27 protein-coding genes are annotated in these 24,618 nt (G+C 47.2%); 3 read left to right on the top strand and 24 right to left on the bottom strand.

Features of this window, described 5'->3' with window-relative positions; all coding sequences use genetic code 11:
• Positions 1-3: 3 nt before the first annotated feature.
• The 12 genes from KNO72_RS01500 to prsW all read right to left on the bottom strand — a co-directional run bounded on the left by KNO72_RS01500 (position 4) and on the right by prsW (position 9,320).
• Positions 4-705, bottom strand: coding sequence for a demethylmenaquinone methyltransferase (locus KNO72_RS01500; protein WP_015881467.1), 702 nt, complete (start codon positions 703-705; stop codon positions 4-6).
• Positions 706-725: 20 nt separating this feature from the next.
• Entirely contained in the window at positions 726-1,298 is a 573-nt protein-coding gene (locus KNO72_RS01505; protein ID WP_015881466.1) for a heptaprenyl diphosphate synthase component 1, read from the bottom strand.
• 126 nt (positions 1,299-1,424) lie between these two features.
• Complete coding sequence (locus KNO72_RS01510) at positions 1,425-1,697, bottom strand: HU family DNA-binding protein (RefSeq protein WP_015881465.1); 273 nt, start codon at positions 1,695-1,697, stop codon at positions 1,425-1,427.
• A gap of 109 nt (positions 1,698-1,806) precedes the next feature.
• On the bottom strand, positions 1,807-2,517 hold the full coding sequence (locus KNO72_RS01515) for a hypothetical protein (RefSeq protein WP_015881464.1): 711 nt from the start codon (positions 2,515-2,517) through the stop codon (positions 1,807-1,809).
• A gap of 5 nt (positions 2,518-2,522) precedes the next feature.
• Positions 2,523-2,723 carry a DUF2768 domain-containing protein gene (locus KNO72_RS01520; RefSeq protein WP_015881463.1) on the bottom strand — a complete coding sequence of 67 codons (201 nt, stop codon included), beginning with the start codon at positions 2,721-2,723 and terminating at the stop codon, positions 2,523-2,525.
• Positions 2,724-2,819: 96 nt separating this feature from the next.
• Complete coding sequence (locus tag KNO72_RS01525) at positions 2,820-3,845, bottom strand: NAD(P)H-dependent glycerol-3-phosphate dehydrogenase (protein WP_031421751.1); 1,026 nt, start codon at positions 3,843-3,845, stop codon at positions 2,820-2,822.
• A 17-nt stretch (positions 3,846-3,862) separates the two neighbouring features.
• On the bottom strand, positions 3,863-5,173 hold the full coding sequence (gene der / locus KNO72_RS01530; protein WP_078146739.1) for a ribosome biogenesis GTPase Der: 1,311 nt from the start codon (positions 5,171-5,173) through the stop codon (positions 3,863-3,865).
• Positions 5,174-5,310: 137 nt separating this feature from the next.
• Positions 5,311-6,459 (bottom strand): 30S ribosomal protein S1, encoded by a 1,149-nt coding sequence (gene rpsA / locus KNO72_RS01535; RefSeq protein ID WP_015881460.1) that lies wholly within the window; start codon positions 6,457-6,459, stop codon positions 5,311-5,313.
• 154 nt (positions 6,460-6,613) lie between these two features.
• Positions 6,614-7,237, bottom strand: coding sequence for a lysophospholipid acyltransferase family protein (locus tag KNO72_RS01540; RefSeq protein ID WP_015881459.1), 624 nt, complete (start codon positions 7,235-7,237; stop codon positions 6,614-6,616).
• Positions 7,234-7,908, bottom strand: coding sequence for a (d)CMP kinase (gene cmk, locus KNO72_RS01545; protein WP_031421747.1), 675 nt, complete (start codon positions 7,906-7,908; stop codon positions 7,234-7,236). Before cmk ends, KNO72_RS01540 begins: the two co-directional genes overlap by 4 nt.
• Before the next feature lie 74 nt (positions 7,909-7,982).
• Positions 7,983-8,648: a flagellar brake protein gene (locus tag KNO72_RS01550; protein ID WP_078146738.1), complete on the bottom strand. Its 666-nt coding sequence runs from the start codon at positions 8,646-8,648 to the stop codon at positions 7,983-7,985.
• Positions 8,649-8,663: 15 nt separating this feature from the next.
• The gene (gene prsW / locus KNO72_RS01555) at positions 8,664-9,320 is read right to left on the bottom strand and encodes a glutamic-type intramembrane protease PrsW (RefSeq protein WP_214757098.1); all 657 of its coding nucleotides are present in this window, start codon (positions 9,318-9,320) and stop codon (positions 8,664-8,666) included.
• Between the two features lie 107 nt (positions 9,321-9,427).
• On the opposite strand from prsW, the gene KNO72_RS01560 reads away from it, so the two are divergent.
• Both KNO72_RS01560 and KNO72_RS01565 read left to right on the top strand, forming a co-directional pair.
• Positions 9,428-10,399 (top strand): asparaginase, encoded by a 972-nt coding sequence (locus KNO72_RS01560; RefSeq protein ID WP_015881455.1) that lies wholly within the window; start codon positions 9,428-9,430, stop codon positions 10,397-10,399.
• A 51-nt stretch (positions 10,400-10,450) separates the two neighbouring features.
• Entirely contained in the window at positions 10,451-11,431 is a 981-nt protein-coding gene (locus KNO72_RS01565) for a YpdA family putative bacillithiol disulfide reductase (RefSeq protein ID WP_214731024.1), read from the top strand.
• A gap of 38 nt (positions 11,432-11,469) precedes the next feature.
• On the opposite strand, the gene KNO72_RS01570 is transcribed toward KNO72_RS01565, so the two are convergent.
• From KNO72_RS01570 to KNO72_RS01600, 7 genes are all read right to left on the bottom strand, one after another.
• On the bottom strand, positions 11,470-12,738 hold the full coding sequence (locus KNO72_RS01570) for a Glu/Leu/Phe/Val family dehydrogenase (protein WP_015881453.1): 1,269 nt from the start codon (positions 12,736-12,738) through the stop codon (positions 11,470-11,472).
• A 146-nt stretch (positions 12,739-12,884) separates the two neighbouring features.
• Positions 12,885-13,811, bottom strand: coding sequence for a D-alanine--D-alanine ligase (locus tag KNO72_RS01575; RefSeq protein ID WP_214757099.1), 927 nt, complete (start codon positions 13,809-13,811; stop codon positions 12,885-12,887).
• 97 nt (positions 13,812-13,908) lie between these two features.
• On the bottom strand, positions 13,909-14,487 hold the full coding sequence (locus KNO72_RS01580; protein WP_015881451.1) for an adaptor protein MecA: 579 nt from the start codon (positions 14,485-14,487) through the stop codon (positions 13,909-13,911).
• 60 nt (positions 14,488-14,547) lie between these two features.
• Complete coding sequence (locus KNO72_RS01585) at positions 14,548-15,411, bottom strand: MerR family transcriptional regulator (protein ID WP_078146734.1); 864 nt, start codon at positions 15,409-15,411, stop codon at positions 14,548-14,550.
• A 129-nt stretch (positions 15,412-15,540) separates the two neighbouring features.
• On the bottom strand, positions 15,541-15,741 hold the full coding sequence (locus tag KNO72_RS01590; RefSeq protein ID WP_015881449.1) for a hypothetical protein: 201 nt from the start codon (positions 15,739-15,741) through the stop codon (positions 15,541-15,543).
• Between the two features lie 41 nt (positions 15,742-15,782).
• Positions 15,783-17,210 carry a RecQ family ATP-dependent DNA helicase gene (locus KNO72_RS01595; RefSeq protein WP_240499808.1) on the bottom strand — a complete coding sequence of 476 codons (1,428 nt, stop codon included), beginning with the start codon at positions 17,208-17,210 and terminating at the stop codon, positions 15,783-15,785.
• Positions 17,194-18,216: a YpbB family protein gene (locus KNO72_RS01600; RefSeq protein ID WP_015881447.1), complete on the bottom strand. Its 1,023-nt coding sequence runs from the start codon at positions 18,214-18,216 to the stop codon at positions 17,194-17,196. Before KNO72_RS01600 ends, KNO72_RS01595 begins: the two co-directional genes overlap by 17 nt.
• 142 nt (positions 18,217-18,358) lie before the next feature.
• On the opposite strand from KNO72_RS01600, the gene KNO72_RS01605 reads away from it, so the two are divergent.
• Complete coding sequence (locus KNO72_RS01605) at positions 18,359-18,607, top strand: ferredoxin (protein ID WP_015881446.1); 249 nt, start codon at positions 18,359-18,361, stop codon at positions 18,605-18,607.
• 159 nt (positions 18,608-18,766) lie between these two features.
• Here the strand turns inward: KNO72_RS01605 and KNO72_RS01610 are convergent, their stop codons facing one another.
• From KNO72_RS01610 to KNO72_RS01630, 5 genes are all read right to left on the bottom strand, one after another.
• The gene (locus KNO72_RS01610) at positions 18,767-19,726 is read right to left on the bottom strand and encodes an ABC transporter permease (protein WP_015881445.1); all 960 of its coding nucleotides are present in this window, start codon (positions 19,724-19,726) and stop codon (positions 18,767-18,769) included.
• On the bottom strand, positions 19,723-20,787 hold the full coding sequence (locus KNO72_RS01615) for an ABC transporter permease (RefSeq protein WP_047795404.1): 1,065 nt from the start codon (positions 20,785-20,787) through the stop codon (positions 19,723-19,725). Before KNO72_RS01615 ends, KNO72_RS01610 begins: the two co-directional genes overlap by 4 nt.
• The gene (locus tag KNO72_RS01620; RefSeq protein ID WP_078146732.1) at positions 20,784-22,310 is read right to left on the bottom strand and encodes an ABC transporter ATP-binding protein; all 1,527 of its coding nucleotides are present in this window, start codon (positions 22,308-22,310) and stop codon (positions 20,784-20,786) included. Before KNO72_RS01620 ends, KNO72_RS01615 begins: the two co-directional genes overlap by 4 nt.
• A 63-nt stretch (positions 22,311-22,373) precedes the next feature.
• Complete coding sequence (locus tag KNO72_RS01625) at positions 22,374-23,459, bottom strand: BMP family lipoprotein (RefSeq protein WP_078147920.1); 1,086 nt, start codon at positions 23,457-23,459, stop codon at positions 22,374-22,376.
• Between the two features lie 130 nt (positions 23,460-23,589).
• Positions 23,590-24,309, bottom strand: a complete 720-nt coding sequence (locus KNO72_RS01630) for a GntR family transcriptional regulator (protein ID WP_078146731.1) — start codon at positions 24,307-24,309, stop codon at positions 23,590-23,592.
• Positions 24,310-24,618: the final 309 nt, after the last annotated feature.

The raw sequence follows: 24,618 nt of genomic DNA on the forward strand, positions 1-24,618 counted from the left end.
GGTTCACCACTTCTTTCCTAGATGCATGGCACATGCACCTCCGGAGAATGTCTTCACTTCGACTTGTTCAAACCCGGCATCTTCGAACATCCGCTTGAGCGTCAAACGGTCTGGGAACTGATCGGTCGACTCCTGCAACCACTTATACTGATCGTATGAACCGGCAAAGACCTTACCGAAAAGCGGCATGACCGTTCCAAAGTAGAAACGATACAACTCTTTAAAAAGCGGTGCTGTCGGTTGGCTCGTTTCAAGACAAACGACCGTCCCACCTGGTTTCAAGACACGGTGCATTTCACGCAAGACCGTCATGTAGTCTGGAACGTTTCGGAGTCCAAATCCGATTGTGACATAGTCAAAGGAGTTGTCACCAAACGGAAGAGCCATCGCATTTCCATGAAGCAATTCGATGTTCGGCCAAGATTTGACCTTTTCCTCTCCCACTTTTAACATGTTCTCTGAAAAATCGAGTCCTTTCACAACACCCGTGTTTCCAGCAGCATCTGCCAATTGAATCGTCCAGTCAGCCGTCCCGCAACAAACGTCTAAACATTTAGCCCCCGGAAAGACGTTCATTTTTTTCATCGTTGTCCGTCGCCACCATTTATGAAGTCGGAAGCTGATAATCGAGTTCATCGTATCGTAGCTCGGAGAAATGGACTGAAATACTTCGTATACTTTTTGCTCTTTTTCTATCGGTTGCAACGCGTAACATCCTTTCCGTTCTAAGCGACCGCATGCGCGAGCAACGTCGTGAGTTGCTCTTTTTGGTCTTGTCTAAGCGCTGTCGCTTTCTTTTCAATCATTCGTTTCCCGCTCGTTGTCAAATAAGGTTGTTCAATCAGTTCGGAAAGTGTTTGAATCAATCCGACGTTCGCTTCGAGCCAAACGTTCATTGAAACGTTCTTCTCAAGCAATAAGGTGCACTTCGCCGCATTGACCCGCTGTACAGACTGACCGAATCGATCACTGTATGATGATGGAAAGTCCGTCAAGATTTTATAAAACTGAGCCGATGCAAAGTCTCCGGCGAGCACTTTTAATTGGCGTGCCAAAGACCCGTTCGGGCTGCTGTTCACTTGGTCGTGTAAATCAAGCGCTTGATGTGCGAAATAGGTTGCCATCACGAGTTGTCGATGCTCAATCGATTCCAAATCAATCATCTCGACCATCCAACGAAGCAATAACATGTCGACGGCTGGTACAACCTCGTGTTTCGTCAAATAGGGATGATTCATACGTGTTTCGATTTGACGAGCAAGGTCTGTGACAACGAATTCATTTGTCAACTGTTCCATGCTATCCCCCCTCGTCCACTTCATTGTCATTCTGACATAGTATAGCACATTTTTGTCACATTCACGTCATTCGAACTCGCAAACCCAACAAAAAAAGCCGCCTTTCGGCGACTTATGTATTGCAGATTACTTGACCGCATCCTTGAGCGCTTTACCTGCTTTAAATGCAGGAACTTTGCTCGCTGGGATTTCGATATCTTCTTTTGTACGTGGGTTACGACCTTTACGGGCAGCACGCTCACGAACTTCAAAAGTACCAAAACCGATCAATTGAATTTTCTCACCGTTTTGGAGTGCTTCAGTGATTGATTCAAACGTAGCTTCTACGATTTTCGTTGCTTCTTTTTTAGAAACATCGGCTTTCTCAGTAACAGCTTGGATCAATTCAGTTTTGTTCATCACGATTCACCTCCTCTCACAGGGAGTTTACGGGATTAATCATATCGTACAAACGTTGATATGACAACATTTTTTGCATGATTTCGCGACATTCACTATCAAAACAGGTTCAGTTGTTTAAAAACACGACCTCTCCTTGTTCATCAATTGTGTATCCTTGCGAATAAGCTGGGGCGAATGGAGCATCTTTATAGAGCAAATAACGAATGTCTTCGCCTATTTCCGGCGACTCATCCGTCTTTTGAAGCGCTTCCTTCACATCTTCTCGATAGTCTACAAACAGTTGTCCCGTGCCATCCACATAGATTGGAAGTTCACGGTCCGAATAGGGACTTGGAATGAACGGCTCTTCCGTGACAAAGATTTTATCATAATCGAGCGTGAACTGATTCTTACCTAATGATCCGTCAAATGGGAACTTGCCTTCTTTTGCCCGAAACGCGTTGATGTTCGTTTGAAGTTGCTGCAACCGCTCAGACACACGCAAGTCAATCAACTTCACAGTCGGTTCCGTCTCCACATCGACGAGGATATATTGGAACAACCCGCCACCTTCGAAACTATTCGCCGGTGGGTCCGCTAAATAACCGGGCACGAGACGAGCGAATTCAACTGGGTAACGCTCCATGAGAGGCGTTTCCGCCGGTTTTGTTTTGATTGGTAATACCCCAGATTGCTCACGATAGGCATCGACCGCACTTTGTACCGTATTCAATTGGTCTTCATACGGGATATTGTTGGCCCGTTCTGAATCAGGAAACATACATCCAGCTAACAGTGTCGTCAAAATCAAACTGATAGCGACAATCTTTTTTTTCATCACGTTTATCCTCCAGTCGGTCCTGAGACGACGACAAAAATCATGATAACAGTCCCAAATAAGAAAATGATGAAGGCAATCAGTCTGACGAGCGTGGCGAACCAACCGCTCAGTTTTGTATGACTGAGTGCGACCATTAATGCAGCGATGGCGAAAGCCCCGATCCCTGCGAATGATATCCACATTTTGATGAGTGACGGTGTCACGTCTATCCCCCTACTTTCTCTATGTTCTCCAGAATTCAAGTTTAGCAAAAAAAAGCGAGGAACTGAACGAAAACGTCAGCTCCTCTCTCAATCTGTCTATTCTTCAAAATGGAAAACTTGTTCCATCTCGTGTTTTTGCGGGCGTCTCATCAATTTCTTCACTTCATCATGAGGGCTTTTCCCTTCAAACAACACGTTATAGAGCGCCTCTGTGATCGGCATCTCCACACCTGCCTCTTTCGCAAGGGAGTGGGCCGCTTCACAGGCGCGGACGCCCTCGACGACCATTCCCATGTTTCCGAGAACGTCTTCTAACTTTTCACCACGCCCGATGGCATTACCGGCTCGCCAGTTACGGCTATGTTGTGACGTCGCTGTCACAATCAAGTCTCCGATTCCTGTCAATCCTGAGAACGAGGCCGGGTTCGCTCCAAGCTTCACGCCAAGTCGCGCAATTTCTACAATCCCACGAGTCATGAGGGCAGCTTTCGCATTGTCCCCATAACCGAGTCCATCCGTCATACCTGCCGCTAGAGCGATGATATTTTTCAGTGCTCCGCCGTATTCGGCCCCAACGACGTCAGAATTCAAGTACACGCGGAACTGATCGTTTGTGAGGAGTTCCTGCACTTCATCCGCGACATCAAGGTCAGCACATGCAATCGTGATGGTCGTCGGTTTCCGGACCGCAACCTCTTCAGCATGAGTCGGTCCTGTCAATACACCGATTGCCCGACGTTTAGCCGGTTCGATTTCTTCGGCGATGATTTCTGAAAGACGCTTATGCGTTTTCGGTTCGATCCCCTTCGCGGCATGAACGATGGTGACAGGTTCCGTCAACAAGGTGTTCAATTCCTTTGAGACAGGACGAATCGCCGAACTCGGGACGACGAGAAAAACGATACTCCGACCGTCTAACGCCTCTTTCAAGTTCGTCGTCGCACGAATGGATTCAGGTAATGGCGCGTCTTTCAAATAAAACGAGTTCGTATGTGACGAGTTGATTTCATCCACATGTTCTTGTTCACGTCCATAGAGCAGGACATCATGGCCATTATCTGCTAACACGAGCGAGATGGCCGTTCCCCAGCTCCCTGCTCCGATGACAGCTACGTTTGCCATAAGTGGCACCCCCGTTATTAGTTTTTCTGACGAGCCACGATGTGAATCGGTGTCCCGGTGAAGTCAAATGCTTTACGGATTTGATTCTCTAAATAACGTTTATACGAAAAATGCAACAACTCAGGATCGTTGACGAACAAGACGAACGTCGGCGGCTCGATGGCCACTTGAGTTGCGTAGTTGATCTTCAATCGTTGTCCTTTATCCGTCGGTGTCGGGTTCATCGCAACCGCATCGACGATGACATCGTTCAACACGCTCGTCGAGATTCGACGGCGATGTGTTTCAGCCACTTGTTTGATGACAGGCAACAATGTCTGTAAGCGTTTTGACGTGAGCGCTGATAAGAAGACAACCGGCGCATAGTCGAGGAATAAGAATTCTTGACGAATCTTCTCTTCCATCTTCTTCATCGTCTTATCATCTTTTTCAACGGCATCCCATTTATTGACGACGATGACAATCGCCTTCCCGGCTTCATGCGCGAGACCAGCGACACGCTTGTCTTGCTCGATGATTCCTTCTTCCCCGTCGAGGACGACGAGAACCACGTTTGAGCGTTCAATCGCCTTTTGTGCGCGCATGACACTGTAGCGCTCTGTTGATTCATATACTTTCCCGCGTTTACGCATACCTGCCGTATCGATGATGACATACTCTTGTCCGTCACGTGTGAACGGTGTATCAATCGCATCACGAGTCGTACCCGCAATGTTTGAAACGATGACGCGCTCTTCACCAAGGATTGAGTTCGTCAAGCTTGATTTCCCGACGTTCGGGCGACCGATCAACGAGAACTGAATCACGTCTTCGTTGTATTCGTACTCGTCTTTTTCTGGAGCGAGTGCAAATACTTGGTCGAGTAAGTCACCGAGTCCTAACCCGTGTGTACCCGAAATTGGGAACGGATCTCCAAATCCGAGAGAATAAAACTCATACATGAGATCTCGCATTTCAAAGTTATCCACTTTGTTCACGGCAAGGACGATTGGTTTGTTCGAACGGAACAACAAGTTCGCGACTTCTTCATCAGCCGCCGTGATCCCTTCACGTCCATTCACCATGAAGATGATGACGTCCGCTTCATCGATTGCAAGTTCCGCCTGATGACGCATTTGAACGAGCAACGGCTCGTCCCCTACTTCGATCCCACCTGTATCGATTAAATGGAACTTACGGTTGAGCCACTCTCCTGTGCCGTAAATACGGTCACGTGTGACACCCGGTTTATCATCGACGATCGAGACACGATCACCGATGATACGGTTAAAAATTGTGGATTTTCCGATATTCGGACGGCCAACGATGGCCACTACTGGAATTCCCATAACAACACCTCACTAACTTTCTATCAAAATTTCATCATTTCATCATTTCGAAACGCAACTTACCTATCATATCACAGGCAAAATTAAGTGACCATACAAAAAGAAGCGGGAGCATGACTCCCGCTTGAACGATCATCTTATTTAGAGTCGTCCGAAGAATCATCACCTGTCAATTCCGAGACAGAGAATCCTCCTTGGTCGCTATATTCATCAAGCAACGCTTGATCATCATCTTGACGAGTCGGTTCAGATGATTCGAGCGCACGCATCGACAATGAGATTTTCTTATCATCGAGATGAACATCTAGCACTTTCACCTTCACTTCTTGGCCTTCTGACAAGACTTCAGACGGCGTCGCGATGTGACGGTTCGCAATTTGCGAGATGTGAAGCAAACCTTCCACTTGTGGTGCGACCTCGACGAACGCACCAAACGTCACGAGGCGTTTGACGGTTCCTTCGATGACATCCCCCGGTTGGATCTTCCCTTCGATGGTTTCCCATGGACCAGGTTGTGTCTCTTTGATGGAAAGTTTTACTTTTTCATTATCTAAGTCGAGCCCGAGTACTTTCACTTTCACGCGGTCGCCTTCAGTTACGACGTCGCTCGGCTTCTCCACACGGCTATGGGCCATTTCCGAGATGTGAACGAGACCGTCCACGCCACCGATATCGACGAACGCACCAAAATCAGTCAATCGTTGGACCGTTCCTTCAATTACTTGTCCGACTTCAAGCGATTCGAGCGTTTCCGATTTCTTCGCGCTCATCTCTTCTTCGACAACTGCTTTATGTGACAAGATGACGCGGTTTTTTTCGCGGTCAATCTCGACGACTTTTACGGTAATTGGGTTATTCAAGTATGACGAGAAGTCTTCGACGAAGTGACTTTCGACAAGGGATGCAGGGATAAATCCACGGATTCCAATATCGACGACAAGACCACCTTTGACCTTATCTTTCACCATCACTTCAAACACTTCACCCGATTCGAATTTTTCAACGATCCGATCCCATGCTGCTTCGGCATCGACGTCTTTTTTCGAAACGACTACTTCTTCGTCCGTGACCTTTTTCACTTTGACACGAATCTCGTCGTTCACTTGGAGTGATTCGTTTAAATCGTCTAGATGCATGCTTGATACTTCGCTAATTGGCAAAATCGCTTCGGTCTTATAACCGATATCGATCAGCGCTTGCTTATCCTCGATTTTGACGACTGTTCCGGTCACAATTTGACCACGATTAATTTCAAAATCAGGCATATCTTTCATTTCTTCGACCATTCCAACACTACCCCCTCACGATGAGTACAAAAAGGAGCGCCAAAGGCGCTTACACCTAGTATAAATCTCTTATAATTCCGAGAATTTGTCAAGGCGTTATGAAGATTGTACCTCTATTGAAAGAAGTTTAAACCTCAATTCCACAATCCGTTTTTCACTTCGTGAATGAGTGCTTCAAGTAGAGGTCGGCAATCGTATCCATGATCAAGTCGGCCGCTTCTTGTGCACTCGCCTTGCGTGCTTTCAGTTCTGACAAGTCGATCGGCTTCCCGATGACGACACGGAGTTTTGCGCGAAACTTATACTTTCCAATGATGGCGATCGGTAAAATGTGCGCATCCGAACGCATCGCGAAGAATCCGACACCGGCTTGCGCTTTCCCGAGCGTACCGTCTTTCGAACGCGTTCCTTCAGGAAATATAGAGATGACTTCATCCTCTTTCAACTTTTGAAGCACGACACGAAGCGCTTGTCGGTCACCTTCTCCACGAGATACTGGAATTTGACCCGCCCGATTCAAGATGTGCTTCAGTACCGGGACACTAAAAAGTTCTTTCTTCGCAAAAAAGCGAAGGGGACGCTGCTTTGGAATCGCACAGGCGAGTAATACCGGATCCCAATTTGACTGATGGTTCGAACAGACGAGAATCGACCCGTCCATCGGAACGTTCTCCCGTCCGATGAATTCGACCCGAAACGATGCTCGTTGAATGACGTTCACGACAGCTCTCGCTAATCGATACATGCCGAACGGTCCATTGTTCAATGGCTTACTCATGCTTTCACCTCTTCAATTAATCGTTCAATCGCTTGAACCACTCCGTCAATGGATAACGTCGTCGTATCGAGGAAATGGGCATCCTCTGCTTGACGTAAAGGTGCCACCTCACGTTCCGAATCGCGTTTGTCACGAAGCGCAATCTCTTCGATCAGTTGTTCATAGTCGCTCGGGATGCCTTTCGAGACATTTTCTTCATGGCGACGACGGGCACGTTCTTCGACCGAAGCGGTCATGAACACTTTTAAGTCGGCATTTGGCAAGACATGTGTCCCGATATCACGGCCGTCCATGACGACACCGCCTTCTTTAGCCAAATCACGTTGAAGGTCCATCAAAGCATCACGCACTTCAGGTTGACGTGCGACGAAACTGACGTTATTCGTCACTTCGCTTGAGCGAATGACAGATGTCACCTCTTCCTCTCCGTCAAAAACGCGTTGTCCCTCTTCAGACGGGACGAGACGAAGTGACATGTTCTCGATCATCTGAGCAAGTGCAGGTCCGTCCTCGAGCGCAATCCCTTCATTCAAGGCGCGATACGTCACGGCCCGATAGATTGCACCGGTATCGATGTACACATACCCTAATTGTTTCGCAAGCGACTTGGCAATCGTACTTTTCCCGGCACCCGCCGGTCCATCTAAAGCAATTTGTAATGATTTTTTCATACAAAACGGGTATCGAGTGTTCCCGATACCCTCCTCCTCTCGGTCAATAATCCCGAGAACATCATAACAGTTTTTTATCTTGAAGAAAATACAGACCCTGTCCGCTTTCGCGCTTCAAGCTGAACACGGAAGCAGTATCGCAAAATCGTCTCTTGGTCACGAGGGGTCAAATCTTCGAATGCCAAAGAGAGTTCTTGCTTCACTTCCTGCTTATGTACGCGAACAAGGCGGCTCTTAAGACGGAAGTTCTGGGGCGAGCCATGCTCATCCTCAATTCGAAACACGACAATCAGGGACTCATCTACTTCGATTGGAGCGCGGTTGGCGATGATTTTCATCCCCCCAGCAGATATGTCAAGAGATGTCGTTTCGAACGATTCGAAACTTTCCCCATCGGCTGCAAGAACGGTCACTTCAATCATTTCTGGAACACGTAAATATTCACGACGCTGAATCCGTTTGATTTTTTTCTCGTCTGGCAAATTGAACGCATAGCGTAATGTCATTTGGGCATCGCTGATCCGCTTCACGACTTTCGTGTCGAATGCGAACAGCTGATTGTCTCCTTGGAAGAAAAAGACCCGCATGGCCTCCTCTTCATGTAAAAAAAATGTTTTGAGCGTCGTCATGTCACTCGGTGACTCAATCCATACGACTTGATCGGTTATTGCTGCAATCTTCGTTTTCCCCTCTGCACGCCCTTCCACTTCGATTCTCAATTCTTGACCTTCTTTTAACATACTGACTCTTCCCCTTTATTTAAATTGTCGACGATTGGACAAGTTGGCCGCTCGCACGAGTAAAAGTGCCACGGTCCATAAAATGACGATATAAAGCACGGCAGGAAGCTTTTGATTCGGTTCGAGTATCAAAATAAAATCAAACGTTCCATGGATGACCGTCGCAGAAAAGATTGCCATGAACAGCCAGAGCCGTTCGCGTGCCGAATGCTTCGCTCGCCCCAAACAGTACCCCATCACGACAGCGAACAAAGCGTGACCGCTCACAGGCAGGATCGCTCGCCAAATCGCAATTTCTAATGAATCGTACACCCATAAGTATAAAAAATTCTCTAAAGTCGCAAAGCCTAATGAGCAGGCGACCGCGTAGAGAATCCCGTCGTAGTAATCATCAAAGACTTTATGTATATATATTGTATAATAAATCATAAACCATTTAAAAAACTCTTCAAGCAGGGCAGTGGCGACATACGCCTGCCAAAACGGTCTAGTAAGCACTCCCTCTTCAACGAACGCATATTGGATAAACATGATCGGGAACACGAGAACGGCTCCGGCCACGAAAGAACGAATCACATATCCGAGCGGTTCCGCCTCCAACTCATGGCGTAGATAGAAGTAGGAAAGAAGGGCGAGCCCAGGTGCAACCGCAGACAAGGCGATTGCGATCATGATGCATCTCTCCTTTCTCTCCCTAGCATACACTGAATTGTCTGAAAGAAAAAGTAGAGAACGCCTAGAAAATGGAAATCTTCATAAAAATAATTAGGAGGACACTTATGAATCATTTATTACTGATCCACACCGGCGGTACTATCGCCATGTCACAATCCGGCACAGGACACGTCGAACCGAGCGATGTCAATCCAATCGACGCCACCCTTCCGAAAGCGACGGATATTGCTCACATTACAACAAAGCACTTTTCAAATATCCCGTCACCTCACATGACTCCAGAGAAGATGCTTGAATTGGCACAGTTCATCCAACGTGAACTGACACAAGACACGTATGACGGGGTCGTCATCACGCACGGTACCGATACATTAGAAGAGACGGCTTACTTCTTACAAATCACGCTCGGTGCGCCTGTCCCAATCGTGTTGACAGGTGCGATGCGGTCCTCGAACGAGGTCGGTTCGGACGGGGAATTTAATTTAATCACAGCGCTTCGCGTCGCCAAGAGCGAAGCGGCTCGTGGAAAAGGTGTGCTCGTCGTCTTCAACGGTGAGATCCATTCGGCATTTAACGTGACTAAAACGCACACATCTTCAGTCGACACATTCAAGTCTGTACACTTCGGTAACGTGGGTATGGTCACAAAGGACCACGTACTCATCTATAGCCAACCGGCGACGAGACAGCCGAAAATGATTTCGTCCATTTCAAAACGTGTAGCCGTATTGAAAGTCGTCGCAGGCATGGAACCGGATTTACTCGAATCTGTAATCACGCTTGGATACGACGGACTCGTCCTCGAGGTGTTAGGACAAGGGAATGTTCCACCGTCCCTCTTATCCGCACTCGAACATTTAGTCAAAGAGATTCCCGTCGTGATCGTCAGCCGTTGCTTCAACGGAATCGTTCAAGATGTTTACGGTTACGACGGGGGTGGCAAACAACTGAAGGAGATGGGTGTCATTTTTTCAAACGGATTGAATTCACAAAAAGCTCGTTTACGACTCCTCGTCGAACTCGAGTCCGGCTCATCCCAGTCAGTCATGGAACATAGCTTTAGCTTCCAGCAATAACCTTGCGCAACTGCGCCCCCTTCCCTACAATGAGCAAAGAGGTGATATTCAGTGAACAAACAAGCAATTATTGTAGGTGCCGGGCCATGTGGCCTCTCGGCCGCCATCGAACTGGAGAAGATTGGAGTCTCTTGTACAGTGATTGAGCGTGGGAACATCGTCGACGCCATCTATCGGTATCCGACGCATCAAACGTTCTTCTCGTCTGCGAGCCTGCTCGAAATCGGAGACATTCCGTTCATATGTAAGGATTTGAAGCCACGTCGTCAAGATGCACTCGTCTATTATCGAGAAGTCGTCACACGTACTGGCTTAAACGTCCACCCATTCGAAACGGTCGAGTCGGTCGATAAAAAGAATGACCGGTTCGTTGTGACATCTAGACATGAACGACGTGGTGAAACCGTTCGGGAAGCGGACTATGTGATTTTGGCAACAGGCTATTATGGACGACCTCGTCTACTTGACGTGCCTGGCGAAACGTTGCCGCACGTCCATCACTATTTCAACGAGGCACATCCTTATTATCGACAACACGTCACGATCATCGGTGGGAAAAACTCCGCTGTCGATGCGGCAATCGAACTCGAAAAGGCCGGTGCCTATGTGACGGTGCTCTATCGAGGGGATTCGTATAGCCCTTCCGTCAAACCATGGGTCCTCCCAAACTTCGATTCACTCGTCCGTCATGAGAAAGTTCGAATGGAGTTTGAGGCGACAATCGAACGCATCACCGATGATGGGGTTTACTACCGTCAACACGGTGAAGAGAAGCATGTCTATGCAGATCATGTCTTCGCGATGACCGGTTATCAGCCCGACCACCACCTGTTCGAAAGTGCAGGCATTGCGATCAATGAAGAGAGTGGTGTCCCAACGTACGATGAGGACACGTACGAAACAAATGTCGAACACCTCTTCATCGCCGGCGTGGTCGCAGCCGGAAACGATGCGAACAAAATCTTCATTGAAAACGGTAGATTCCACGGCAAGGCGATTGCCGATGCGATCGCAAATCGTATTAATGTATAAAAAAGTTCGGTCAACTCAAGTTGACCGAACTTTTTTGATTAGACCCACCCACGGAAACGTGAGGCTTCCGCCATTTTGCGTACACCGACCATGTAGGCGGCGAGACGCATATCGACTTTACGGGCTGAAGATGTATTGTATACCGTATTGAACGAGTGAACGAGTACTTTTTCAAGTTTCTCCTCAACTTCTTCTTCCGTCCAATAGTAACCTTGGTTGTTTTGTACCCATTCGAAGTATGACACCGTAACCCCACCACTTGACGCCAACACGTCAGGCACGAGGAGAATTCCACGTTCAGTCAAAATTTTCGTTGCTTCGTTCGTCGTCGGACCGTTGGCCGCCTCGACCACGATCGATGCTTTGATCGCATCCGCATTGTCTTCTGTAATTTGGTTCTCGATCGCAGCCGGAACCAAAATATCACAATCGAGCTCTAACATTTCTTTGTTTGAAATCGTATTTTTAAACAATGTCGAAATCGTACCGAATGAATCGCGACGATCTAACAAGTAAGGGATGTCGAGACCGTTCTCATCATGGATGGCTCCATACGCGTCACTGACTGCAATGACTTTCGCCCCTGCATCGTACATGAATTTAGAAAGGAAACTTCCCGCGTTTCCGAATCCTTGGACGACGACCCGTGCACCTTTCAATTCGATTCCGCGACGGAGTGCCGCTTCACGAATCATGATGGCCACGCCTTTTGCCGTCGCTGTCTCACGACCATGCGATCCACCAAGAACGAGCGGTTTTCCTGTAATGAATCCAGGTGAGTTGAATTCATCGATGCGACTGTATTCATCCATCATCCATGCCATGATTTGTGAGTTTGTGAACACGTCCGGAGCCGGGATATCTTTTGTAGGTCCAACAATTTGACTGATGGCCCGGACGTATCCGCGACTTAAACGTTCGATTTCACGGAAACTCATCTCGCGTGGGTCACAGACGATTCCGCCTTTCCCACCACCGTAAGGCAAGTCGACGATTCCAGCTTTTAAACTCATCCATACTGATAATGCTTTGACTTCTACCTCCGTTACGCTCGGGTGGAACCGAATTCCCCCTTTAGTCGGTCCGACCGCATCATTGTGTTGAGCGCGATAGCCTGTGAAGATCTTCGTTGAGCCATCGTCCATGCGAACAGGGATCCGAACGGTCAGCATGCGAAGCGGTTCTTTTAATAACTCGTACATCTCATCTGGATAGCCGAGTTTATCTAAAGCTTCGTGAATTACCTCTTGTGTCGATTCCAAGATGTTTTTTCGTTTTTGATGACCTTTTTCTTGATCCGTAATCATGAAGGTTTCCTCCCCTAAATTGTCAATTCTCCCCCAAGAATTAACCTCGTATTCGTTTAAAAGTATAGCTGATACGCGTTCAATTTGAAAGGGCTTTTCAAAAATAATGAAAGCGTTTTCTCGATGGATGACGTGATCCAGATGTCTTACTTCGCTACGCGCTCAATTGCGAGCTCGATAAAGCGTTCCAATAGCTCACCGTACGAGATTCCGACTGTCTTTGCACTATCCGGAAACAGGCTAAGCGGCGTCATGCCCGGTAGCGTATTCGTCTCTAAAATGTAGGCTTTGCCTTCTTCTGAAACGAGGAAGTCAGAGCGCGAATATCCTGAACAACCGAGCGCGCGATGCGCCAGGACTGCCGCCTGTTGAACCTCTGATGTCAAATCGTCCGAGATTTCAGCCGGACAGACATGAATCGAACCACCTTCCGTATACTTCGATTCATAGTCGTAAAATTCATTTTTTGGAATGATTTCAATGACAGGAAGAGCCTCTTCTTTCCCGAAGTTCCCGATGACGGGAACTGTCAGCTCTTTCCCTTTGATGTACTGTTCAACAAGTACCGCTGAATCACAAGCAAACGCCTTTTCAATTCCTTCACGTAACATCGCTTCGTTCATGGCAATCGTCAGACCGTTCGACGATCCTTCCTGCGCTGGTTTGACGACACATGGGAATTCCATCCCCCACTCAGCGACTTTTGCATCGATCGATTCCCGTGACTCGATTAAGACGTCACGCGCGACGCGGATCCCGGATGCCGCGAAGATGATCTTCGCTCTCGCCTTGTCCATCGCCAGTGCAGATGCCAAGACACCTGATCCCGTGTAAGGAATCCCAGCCATTTCTAATAACGATTGCACACGACCATCTTCACCATACTTCCCGTGCAACGCACTGACGACGACATCGACGTCCATCGTTAATAACTCGTTTGCACGTTCCGGATGAAAGTCAATGGACGTGACCTCATGACCACGTTCCGTCAACGCTTCTATCATTCCTTGCCCGCTCGTGAGGGATACCTCTCGTTCTCCTGACACTCCACCATATAAAACAGCGACTTTCATTCCAATCTCTCCTTCAACTAACTACTGAAAATTCAAGTCTAATCATAACACGGACATCCTAAAAACAATAGGAACAGAAAAGTAAAAAAAGCCGTACTCATGCGAATGCATCGTACAGCTCTTTCACGGCTTGTTCAGTTTGAATCGTCTTTCCGTATTCCATCATAACGTACGGGCTGACCGTAGTCGTCTTGCCGTACTCGGACAAAATGGCCGCGAGTCGTTCTTCTACCTGCGAAGGAAGCACTTCAACGAAGTGAAGATAGTAACGACCGTTGTAATGATAAAGCGTCCCACCCTGCTCGGTTTCATGTATATGCGGGAACAGACGAATCGAGGCGTTGATCACATCTTCAATGTCATCGAACTGATAAATCAAATGATGGATCACGTCAATCGTCAATCGAATCTCGACCTGTTCGACATCGAGCTCAGCAATCGCTTCACCTTTTTGAACATCGATGACGAGTCCATCGCGAGGAAACATTGTCACATTCAAATCAACCGCTCCTTGCGGTGAAAATCCGTACTCACTTTCTGCTGTTTCAAGAAGTTCTTTCCACAGCTGCTGACCGTTTTCCCCCACGATCGTATCGATGGCGATTCCACGTAACGAGAGCTCATTCGCAGTCACATATACACGAAGATGTTCTTTTGTTTGTTTTTCAAATCTCAATCGAAAACCTCCAGTGAATAGTCAATCCTAATAATAAGCTACTCCCGTTTTCATCCCGTGTCAAATAGTTGATAACCATTTTGTCCACTCTTCAGGAGTGTCGCCAAGAAATGACCCATTGAATCGACCTCTCTCCAGGCTGACCGCATATCCACCTGTACCAATTTTTAAGTCAGGATGCTCGTTTTGAATATAATCCATCGCCTCTAACAAGTTCGGAATATGCTCAGTCAACGTACATGCGAAGATGAGACAAGACGTGTCGATATCATGTAACGCTTTACTCAAATCTTCTTTCGGGAAACCCGCTCCCAAAAAGATGACGTCGTATCCATGTTGACGCAAATAGAGCGTGACAAACAATAATCCGATCTCATGCATCTCCCCAGGTGCACAGACACAAGTGATACGTGGCAGGAAGGGGTTCATCGGCATCTGAAGGGACAGCGTCGAAAGTCGCGCTCGTAAAAATGCCGTGGCGAAATGCTCGTGGGCAATAGTAATCGAGCCATTCTCCCATCGTGAACCGATTTCCATGAGCAGTGGCCCAATCACATCCTTCGTCACTTTTTCAAAACTGAACGTATTAAACGCACGATTGATCAAATCATGAGCTGTCCGTTCATCAAATGAGAGCAACGCATGGAGCAGCCCGTCTTTCAATTCTTCATCATATAGTTTGGCCGTTGTCGGTTCTGGTTCAGGCGCTTGATGAAGTTGTTGAATGGCTTGTGAGACAGAAAGCCCTTCTTTCTGCTTGTTCACGACCCATTTGATTTTTTCAACATCCTGATCTGAATACAGGCGGTGACCGGATTCCGTTCGGCTCGGCACGATAAACTGATAGCGACGTTCCCAAGCGCGAATGGTCGTCGGATTGACGCCTGTCAAGGTCGCCACGGTCTTGATGGAGTATTTCGGCATCTCCGCCCTCCTCTCTTACTCGTTCTTATGATATAAGTATATCCTCAACGCAAGAGGTTTACCCCTTTTATTGTGCAATCGAGAATTTTTTAAGAATAAAAAAAGATGCGAACTCTGTTCGCACCTAGTTTAAAATATGGCGTGTCGCCCGATATATATGAAAATGAGAATAATCGCTAGCATGGCGAAGGTTAATGTCATCGCCAACGGGCGCTTCATCCAGTTATCATTTAACTTCCTCTTCCGTTCGCCCTCTTGCCTCTCAGCTCGAGACGGCAACGTGTCCGCCAATTGCTCGCGTAAAGAATCCGCCTGATTCCGATGTCGCAACGTATGCCCTCCTTTACCTTTTTTATCATTTTACTATGATATTATTCAAAGGAAAAGATTTGCGTCAACCGAATTTTCCATTCTGTCACATTTTTTCGGACGATTTGCGGTGTATCCGGGAACGGAATCGGCCCACAAACATCACAGCATTCTTCTTGGTCGACCGTTTGTTCGGAAAAATAACGAAGCAAGTAATCGCGTCGGCATGTCCGGATGAGGGCATAATCCATCATCTGTCCGAGTTGACGATACCGATCACGCTTTCTTTCCTTTACCCAATCGAGTGCTTCTTGAAGCGAACGTTCTGTCAACAATTGCTTCAGCAGGAGAAACTTCGGGTCTTCTTCATTCATGCGTAACAACCTTGGTAGTTGCGCGAACGACGTCCCGTTCTCACGTTCAAAATAGGCTAGTCGCATGTCCTCGTCTTTCGGGTACTGTCCGTCGATTAAAAATTGCTGGATGCGTTCGTCACCATCGGCATATAGAAGGACCGCGAATGCGGGTTGTCCGTCACGCCCCGCTCGTCCGATTTCCTGCATGTATGCCTCGACTGTTGCCGGCAACTGAAAATGAACGACAGAACGGACGTTGTCTTTGTTCACACCCATCCCGAACGCACTCGTGCATACCATGACCGACACTTCGTCCCGTAAAAACTGGGACTGCACGAGTCGCCTGTCTTCCGTAGACATGCCTCCATGGTAAAACAATGCATCCTCTAGCTCAAAGGCTAACGCCTCTGCCTCGCGACGGGTCGCCGTGTAAACGACTGCAGGTTTGGGAATCTCTTGAATCAACTCTTTCAATCGCTCAAGTTTCTTCTCTTTTTCCAACCGTTCAACCAACAATCGGATTTCCGGACGATTGGCAGAGTGGACGAATTGTTCAGGTGAGAACAGTGCCAGCTTTTCAATGATGTCCTGTTTCACGCCTTCTGGCGCCGTCGCCGTGACCGCCATACACTGAGGACTCCCAATCTGTTTTCGCAACTCACCTAAACGCGCATACTCAGGACGGAACTCATGCCCCCATTGTGAGATACAGTGCGCCTCGTCAATGACGAGCATTTGAATTTTCACATTCGCCAGAGCACGCGTCACATAAGGAACGGCCAATTGTTCAGGTGAAAGATATAAAAAACGGTAACGTTTCAAATGGTTGATGATGTCCTGCTTCTCTTCAGCCGATTCCATCGACGTCAAACGAGCGACACCACGCTCTCCCCGTTCTCGTATATGCAGCATCTGGTCCTCAATGAGTGAGAGTAATGGCGAGACAATCACCGTGAGCCCTTGATTTTTAATATAAGAAGGAAGTTGGAACGTCAGCGATTTTCCCGCCCCCGTCGGCATGACGGCCAATACATCCTGCCCTTCGATCACGGCATGTATGATGTCGTGTTGTCCAGGGCGAAACGATTCATACCCGAACACTCGTTTTAATGTCGCTTCATACAAAACTCTCACCTCGTTTCAGTCTGGCGAAGACAAGTCGAATTTGAAAATAACTGACACGTCCCATTTTCTCAAATACCGGTTTCAACGCCCAGCTATCCGGATGCCGCAACTCTTCAATCGTGACCACATCCTCCATCGGTACAAATTGTTCGAGCGGGAAGACTTCTAAATACATCGCCATCTCGACGACATGGTCTTCAATCGTACTCGTACGTAAACGCCGTTTCGCTTGAACCTGTTGGAACGTGTATCCCTTTAAGAACAACTCATATGACTCACGTGCTGAATAGGTCATCCGGTCCGTCGATAAGCCGTACGTAAATCCCCGTAGTTTGGCATCATCCGGCAAGACCATTAACAGTTCGTTCCATCCGGCCAAAAAATACAAACGAGCCGTCTCGGCATCAACATGAAGCAGGCTGGCGATTTGTTCGTACGTCAGACCCGTCTCAAACGCTCCTGTGAATCGATAGACGACGGCCGTCGCATACGGGTCCCCGATTTGTTCAAGTGCTTGTTCAATCTCTTGATGAAACGTTCGCATGAGCGCTTTCCAATCCCGATCAAGATGTAACAACTGCTTGACCCATTGCTCTGCTGGACGATCGGCTTGTACCGGATAGAATGTCCGGGCATGTTCTTTTGACATGAACGTCTGCACGAACAAACTCAAGCGTTTCCACGTGGTCGCGTTAAAATCACGGCGTTCCCCGCCCAACCGATTGAATAGTTGCTCGACCGATTCTGGTGAAGCCAGCATTTCTCCCGCCTCTGTCAATCTGAATCGTTTACGGTCGAGCCATCCTCGTTTCTCAAGTTGTTTCAGGACAGATTCATACGAATAAGTCGTTTGTGGAAACTGTCCAAAAAGAGGCTCTAAGTCATAAAAAAATGCGTCCTGTAGCGTCGTGGCCGAGCGCTTCCCATTCAGGACATGGTAGAGACTTCGCTCACTCCGTTCTCCATTTAATCGTTTAATGGCCAGCAGAAGAACTCCATCCGCTAAATGAACCAAATCGTCACTTCCTTAAAAAAATCATTATCCTACCAAAAAGACGCTCGTTTCCTCATTGAAATAATTGGGTATGTAGACTACAATTACTCATAGTCAGTAGAATGATTTCTAAGAGAAACGAACCGTTTGGAGGGTTATTATCATGGCAAAATTTACAATCGTCGATAAAGATACATGTATCGCATGCGGAGCTTGCGGTGCGGCAGCACCAGATATTTACGATTATGATGATGAAGGTCTTGCGTTCAACTTGATGGATGACAACACAGGTACTGTTGAAATCCCAGATGAGCTATACGAAGACATGATGGATGCATTCGAGGGTTGTCCGACAGACTCGATCAAAGTAGCGGACGAGTCGTTTGACGGCGACGCTTTAAAATTCGAATAATCGTGAAAGACATATCGGTCCTGTGACTGATATGTCTTTTTTGTGTTTTCGCATGTAACCGAGTCTAATCATGACATCTCTAGACAAGTATATCAAAAAAGGTTGTTTGGCTTAAGCACCAAACAACCTAGACGAAATGGACATATGTCCTATCTCGAATTAACGTTTCCCTTTAATATATGGGATACCGACTGACTTCGGCGCATCCGCACGACCAACGAGTCCAGCGAGAGCGAGAATCGTGAGGGCGTATGGTGCAATCAAGAGCAAGAGTTGCGGCACGTTATTGATGACCGGCAAGTTGCTTCCGATGATCGAGAGGGCTTGAGCGAATCCAAAGAACAATCCGGCACCAAGCGCACCGAGCGGATTCCATTTACCGAAAATCATTGCGGCAATCGCCAAGAACCCTTGACCAACGATGGTCGTTCCGCTGAAGTTCGTCGTGACCGTCACAGCATAAACCGCTCCGGCAAGACCACCAAACGCACCAGACAGCATGACGCCCATGAAGCGCATTTTCGTGACGTTGATTCCCATCGTATCAGCCGCCATCGGATGTTCTCCGACCGAACGAAGACGAAGTCCAAACGGCGTCTTGAAGATGACGAACCAGACAACGAACGCCAAGGCGATCGCAACGAACGACGTGTATTGGACGTTGATAAAGAACATCTTCAACACGGGAATATCAGATAAAAAGGGTACATTTTCTTTCGCGATCCGGTACTCGATAAAGTCGGTCTGTCCTTTGTTGTAAAGAACACGTACGACGAAGATGGCGAGACCGATAGCGAGCATGTTGATCGCCACCCCGAGAACCGTCTGATCCGCACGCCAAAGGATGGCAGGAACGGCCAAGAAGAGGGAGAACAACGCGCCGACGACCATAGCGACAAGCAAGGCAATCCATGGGCTAGAGGCACCAACACCTAAATCAGTCAAGGTGAGCGTCGTGATGATTCCTGTCGCGGCACCGATGACCATGATTCCTTCAAGGGCGATGTTGACGACACCAGAACGTTCACTGAAGATTCCACCAAGTGCTGCGATAATGAGTGGAGTCGCATAGGCAAGCGCAACCGGTACGACGATATAAAGGACTTCTAAGAAGTTCATTTTTTCTCCACTCCTTTCTTACGATTTCCTTTAAGTTTCTCAACGACATAGTTGATCGCATATCCAGACGCTACAAAGATGACGATGGCTGCGATGATGACTTTGACGAGCTCAGATGGTACGTTCGCACCGAGCTGCATTGCCAATCCACCGATGTTCAACCCTGCGAAGAGAATCGCTGCTAAAATGACTCCGATCGCAGTGTTCGCACCAAGAAGGGCGACGGCAATCCCGTCAAATCCGACACCAGTGAACGATGCCGAGAGGGTCATACTGCCGAATGTTCCGAGACCTTCCATCGCACCAGCGAGACCGGCGAACATACCAGAGATGACGAACGATAGGACGATGTTACGGTTGACGCTCATCCCTGCGTATTGTGATGCATGTTTGTTGAATCCGACGGCACGTAACTCATAACCGAGTGTCGTACGTTGAAGGATATAGTAGTACACGATTGCCGCAAGTACTGCGACAAGCACACCCCAGTGAAGACGTGAATACGTCGTCAACTCTTGGAGCCATGGCGAGGCGAGAGACGCCGAGTCGTTGATTGACTCTGTACGCTCGTTCGTTACGCCGATAACGCTACGCAATATCGCGTTCGTCGTGTATAGCGCGATATAGTTCATCATGATTGACGTGATGACTTCATGCACGTAAAACTTCGCTTTCAAGAATCCAGGAACGAACGCCCAAATCGCAGCTGCGACCATTGCCGCGAGGAGCGCGAGCGGTAAATGGATGAACATCGGTAAGTCGAAGTTAATCCCTACATAAACGGCTGCGACCCAGCCGATCAACACTTGTCCTTCTACCCCGATGTTGAATAGTCCTGTACGGAAGGCGAATGCAACCGCAAGACCCGAGAAGATGAGCGGGGCTGCAGCACGTAATGTTTCACCGACGGCATACGGACTACCAAACATTCCTTCAAATAACGAGATAAACCCTTGAACCGGGTCGTACCCACCAATCAACATGACGATAGCCCCGACGAGTAGTCCTAAAATGATGGATAGGAATGGAATGAGAAGTTGGTTTAAACTTAATTTTTTCATTCTGTTTCGTCCCCTCTCTTACCGCCGGCCATCAAGAAGCCTAGCTCTTGCTCCGTCGTCTCTTTCGGATCACGAATCCCTACAATTTTTCCTTCGTAGAGAACAGCGATACGGTCGGATACGTGTAAAATCTCATCAAGTTCAAACGAGATGAGTAAGACGGCGCGTCCTTTTTCACGTTCTTTAATAAGCTGCTCGTGAATAAATTCAATCGCACCTACGTCGAGACCACGAGTCGGTTGAGCGGCGATGAGTAAGTCTGGTGAGCGATCGACTTCACGTGCAATGATTGCTTTCTGTTGGTTCCCTCCCGAGAGAGCACGCGCTGGAACATCAATTGATGGAGTTCGGACGTCAAACTTCTCAATCAACGCCTTCGCCTTCTCAGCCACAGCTTTATAGTTCATGAGACCTCGTTTCGAGAACGGTTCTTTATAGTACGTTTGAAGTACCATGTTGTCACGAATCGAGTAGTCAAGAACAAGTCCGTGTTTATGACGATCTTGCGGGATGTGTCCGATCCCTGCCTCGGTCATCTTACGCGGCGTGTGTCCTGTGACATCTTTTCCGTTGAGCAACACTTTACCAGACTCCGGCTTTTTCAAACCTGAAATGGCTTCAATCAACTCCGTCTGACCATTCCCGTCAATTCCGGCAATTCCAAGTACTTCTCCAGCACGAATCTGTAAATCCAATCCTTCAACGACTTTCAAACCGCGACCATCTTTGACGACGAGGTTTTGAACGTCGAGAACGACTTGTTGTGGATCGGCTTTCGAATATTCTGCATCAAAGTTTACTTCGCGACCAACCATCATTTCAGCTAAACTGTCTTCATTTACCGTCTCGTCGACCTCGACCGTTCCAATGTAGCGTCCACGACGAATGACAGTACAGCGGTCCGCAACTTGCATGATTTCCTTCAGCTTGTGCGTAATCAAGATGATCGACTTACCTTCAGCAATCAGACGTTTCATAATTTGGATAAGTTCTTGAATCTCTTGTGGTGTCAACACTGCCGTCGGTTCATCAAAAATCAGAATATCTGCTCCACGATAGAGCGTCTTCAAGATTTCAACACGTTGTTGCATGCCGACTGAAATATCTTCAATCTTCGCATCAGGATCGATTTTAAGTCCGTATTGCTCTGAAATGTCCATGACCTTCTTCCGAGCTGTGGCGCGATCAATTGTGACCCCACTCTTCGGTTCAAGACCCAGAATGATGTTTTCAGTGACTGTGAATTTTTCAACCAACATAAAGTGTTGGTGGACCATTCCAATTCCAAGTTCGTTGGCGATGTTCGGATTTTCAATATCCACTTTCTTTCCGTGTACGCGAATCTCTCCACCTTCAGGCTGATAGAGACCAAATAACACGTTCATGAGCGTTGATTTCCCGGCCCCGTTTTCTCCTAAAAGCGCATGGATTTCACCTTTACGCAATTGGAGTGTGATATTGTCGTTCGCGACGAACGTACCGAACTCTTTGCGAATATTTAGCATTTCAATTACATATTCCAAGGAAGTTCACCCCTAACTTTAAGTAAAGGGAGACCACGTGGGTCCCCCCTATACTCAAATGAATTATTTTACGTTTTTCATGAACTCTTCGAACTCAGCGTCAGTTGCTGGTGCAACAACATCACCATCGATGATTTGTTGACGATACTCATCAACTTTAGTGAGCACGTCTGCAGCAACGTTTTCTTCAGAAGTTGGTGCGATTCCTACACCTTCATCTTTAAGTGAGAATTCAACCACTTCACCAGCTGGGAACTTACCGTCCATTGCCATTTTCGACACTTCGAGTGTCGCTGTATCTACACGTTTAACCATTGACGTAAGAGTAACGTTCTCTGGAAGACCTTCTTCGTACTGGTCACGGTCAACCCCGATGACCCAAACTTCTTCACCGTTTTTCTTACGGTTTTTCGCTTCAGTGAATACACCTACACCTGTACCACCAGCTGCGTGATAGATGATATCAGATCCTGATCCATACATACCTGACGCAATTGCAGTTCCTTTTTCAGCTGAGTTGAAGTCTTCAGCATATTTTACGTCGATTGTCGCATCAGGGTTTACAGCCATTACACCAGCTTTAAATCCATTTTCAAACTTCTTGATTAAGTCTGATTCTACTCCACCGATGAAACCAACTTTATCAGTCGTCGTTGTAAGACCAGCTACTACACCTACGAGGAATGAACCTTCTTGTTCCTTAAACGTGATTGAAGCAACGTTCGGTGCATCTACAACCGAGTCAACGATTGCAAAGTTGTTATCAGGGAATTGTTCTGCAACTTTTCCAATATCCTCTGCCATCAAGAAACCGATTCCGTAGATCAAATCAAATTGATCACGTGCCAATTGTTGCAAGTTAGGCTGATAGTCTGCTTGTTTTGCTGATTGAAGATATTTGTATCCTTCGTTTTCAGTTAAGCTATTTTCTTCACCAAACTTTTTCAAACCTTCCCAAGCTGATTGGTTGAATGACTTGTCATCAACACCACCAGTATCCGTGACCATTGCAACTTTGAAGTCGCTACCTTCTCCGCCTTCACCGTTTGAAGATGAGCCTTCGTTGTCATCTCCACCGCATGCTGCGAGTACTGTAGAGAGTGTGAGTCCTGCTGCTAAAGCTGAGAGAATCGTTTTCTTTTTGTTCATCATCGTCGTGTTTCCCCTTTCGGTTCATAACAATTTTTGTTGTCATGTTATCAGTAGTCTTTACACCGGTATAAGAAAGCGCTTTCACGCTATTACCCAAAAATAACTCTTCCGTCCAGAAACTGCTCGTTTAAACTCGTTTACGTACGACATGGAAGTCGAATCGATCAGCACGGAAAAAGTTGGCCGAATCGAGTAATGGTAAATCACTCTCATCATAATGCAATTGTTTTAAAGCGAGTAACGGTTGGTCCGTCTGAAGTTGTGACGAGATTTCAGCGCTGACACTCGGTTCGATGTGCGTGATCGCATAAGCGACTCGACGTCCTACCTCTTTTTCGAGAGAATCAAACAGAGATTTCCCTTCAGTCAATGCCTCAGGATTCGAGACGAGATGGGCCGGCACTTTATCGACACAATACACAACCGGTGTGTCGTCCGCATATCGAATTCGTACAATTCGATAAATCGGTGAGTTCGGCTCAATCTTGAGACGCTCGGCTTCTCTCTCTGTTGCCAACACTTTCTCGGCCACCAATACTTTCGTTCCTGGTGTCATCTTTGCTCGTGTGATCATGTCAGTGACACTGAACAATTCCTCAATTCCTGACGTGAATGGCGGTTTAGAACTGATAAATGTTCCTACCCCATGCTTTCGCACGACAAATTTCTCATCTTCGAGAATCCGGAGCGCTTCGCGAAGTGTCGCTCGACTGACTCCAAGTTGCTTCGAAAGTTCAAATTCTGAAGGTAACTTCTCCCCTTCACGATAGACACCAGCGTCGATATCTTGCTTAATTTTCTCAATCACTCGAAGATAGAGCAATCGATGATCGAGCTTAATCGACATTGGCCTCACCACCTTTAATTTACTTACCAGTGCTCAGACATCTGACGTATGAATGTCCTTGCCAATATTAAGTATAGGGATTCGAGAATTAGAACGCAATAGTTTTTGTTCGGAATCAAGGAAATATTTTTTCGGAACATGCCGAACCGTACCTTTGAGTCCAATTTACTCATTTTCATCCCCATTGAAAAACTTTTGTAAAATGTAAACGTTATTAAAAAATGTAAGCGTTTCAGTAGTTTTTAAAAGTATGTACTAATTCAGTATATAGGACATATGTGCTATATTACATTTATATTATAGCGAACA

This window comes from Exiguobacterium sp. s123 (genome assembly GCF_018617075.1).
In the GTDB taxonomy this organism is placed as follows: Bacteria; Bacillota; Bacilli; order Exiguobacteriales; family Exiguobacteriaceae; genus Exiguobacterium; species Exiguobacterium profundum.

Bases quoted from the DNA above. Each gene is read 5' to 3' on its own strand.
- KNO72_RS01625 (WP_078147920.1), bottom strand. From the start codon at position 23,459: ATGAACAAAAAGAAAACGATTCTCTCAGCTTTAGCAGCAGGACTCACA.
- KNO72_RS01570 (WP_015881453.1), bottom strand. From the start codon at position 12,738: ATGATTACGGATCAAGAAAAAGGTCATCAAAAACGAAAAAACATCTTG.
- rpsA (WP_015881460.1), bottom strand. From the start codon at position 6,459: ATGGTCGAAGAAATGAAAGATATGCCTGATTTTGAAATTAATCGTGGT.
- KNO72_RS01560 (WP_015881455.1), top strand. From the start codon at position 9,428: ATGAATCATTTATTACTGATCCACACCGGCGGTACTATCGCCATGTCA.
- KNO72_RS01615 (WP_047795404.1), bottom strand. From the start codon at position 20,787: ATGAAAAAATTAAGTTTAAACCAACTTCTCATTCCATTCCTATCCATC.
- cmk (WP_031421747.1), bottom strand. From the start codon at position 7,908: ATGAAAAAATCATTACAAATTGCTTTAGATGGACCGGCGGGTGCCGGG.
- KNO72_RS01550 (WP_078146738.1), bottom strand. From the start codon at position 8,648: ATGTTAAAAGAAGGTCAAGAATTGAGAATCGAAGTGGAAGGGCGTGCA.
- KNO72_RS01505 (WP_015881466.1), bottom strand. From the start codon at position 1,298: ATGGAACAGTTGACAAATGAATTCGTTGTCACAGACCTTGCTCGTCAA.
- KNO72_RS01515 (WP_015881464.1), bottom strand. From the start codon at position 2,517: ATGAAAAAAAAGATTGTCGCTATCAGTTTGATTTTGACGACACTGTTA.
- prsW (WP_214757098.1), bottom strand. From the start codon at position 9,320: ATGATCGCAATCGCCTTGTCTGCGGTTGCACCTGGGCTCGCCCTTCTT.
- KNO72_RS01605 (WP_015881446.1), top strand. From the start codon at position 18,359: ATGGCAAAATTTACAATCGTCGATAAAGATACATGTATCGCATGCGGA.
- der (WP_078146739.1), bottom strand. From the start codon at position 5,173: ATGGGAATTCCAGTAGTGGCCATCGTTGGCCGTCCGAATATCGGAAAA.
- KNO72_RS01585 (WP_078146734.1), bottom strand. From the start codon at position 15,411: ATGCCGAAATACTCCATCAAGACCGTGGCGACCTTGACAGGCGTCAAT.
- KNO72_RS01630 (WP_078146731.1), bottom strand. From the start codon at position 24,309: ATGTCGATTAAGCTCGATCATCGATTGCTCTATCTTCGAGTGATTGAG.
- KNO72_RS01540 (WP_015881459.1), bottom strand. From the start codon at position 7,237: ATGAGTAAGCCATTGAACAATGGACCGTTCGGCATGTATCGATTAGCG.
- KNO72_RS01575 (WP_214757099.1), bottom strand. From the start codon at position 13,811: ATGAAAGTCGCTGTTTTATATGGTGGAGTGTCAGGAGAACGAGAGGTA.
- KNO72_RS01510 (WP_015881465.1), bottom strand. From the start codon at position 1,697: ATGAACAAAACTGAATTGATCCAAGCTGTTACTGAGAAAGCCGATGTT.
- KNO72_RS01525 (WP_031421751.1), bottom strand. From the start codon at position 3,845: ATGGCAAACGTAGCTGTCATCGGAGCAGGGAGCTGGGGAACGGCCATC.
- KNO72_RS01610 (WP_015881445.1), bottom strand. From the start codon at position 19,726: ATGAACTTCTTAGAAGTCCTTTATATCGTCGTACCGGTTGCGCTTGCC.